Source organism: Salifodinibacter halophilus, assembly GCA_012999515.1.
In the GTDB taxonomy this organism is placed as follows: Bacteria; Pseudomonadota; Gammaproteobacteria; order Nevskiales; family Salinisphaeraceae; genus Salifodinibacter; species Salifodinibacter halophilus.
The window spans coordinates 1-340 of record JABEEB010000076.1 but is presented as its reverse complement, the minus strand read 5'-3'; the positions used below and the strand labels follow the sequence as shown (position 1 = coordinate 340).

The 340-nt window shown below is 67.6% G+C and carries 1 protein-coding gene; it reads left to right on the top strand.

What is annotated here, in order from left to right:
- Positions 1 to 143, top strand: a 143-nt coding sequence (locus tag HKX41_10755) for a hypothetical protein (GenBank protein ID NNC24609.1), incomplete at its 5' end; no start/stop codon positions are given.
- Positions 144 to 340 lie beyond the last annotated feature (197 nt).

Sequence of the window (340 nt, the reverse complement as noted above, 5' to 3'; positions counted from 1 at the left end):
AACCGGTGTTGCTGTGTTCACTGGATGTTCGCCGTCATCTGCGCAAGCTGCTGGAGATCGACTTCTTCGAGTTGCCGGTGCTGTCCTACCAGGAACTCGCGCCCGACCTGCGCATCGTGCAGGCCGGTCAGGTGAACGCCTGAGGAGACCCTTCGCCATGACCCTCGCTGCGAGCGCTTATTTCCCCATTCATCGGCCGAACGGCCCGCGCGTATCGCGCGTCCCGGCCGCGCGCCCCGCCTTCGGCGGCGGCGTCTGAACAGGAGTTACCGCGATGATGTCCCCCGACCCACACGCAACGCCCGACGGCCCGACCGGCGATGCGCCTGCGCAGGCGGCC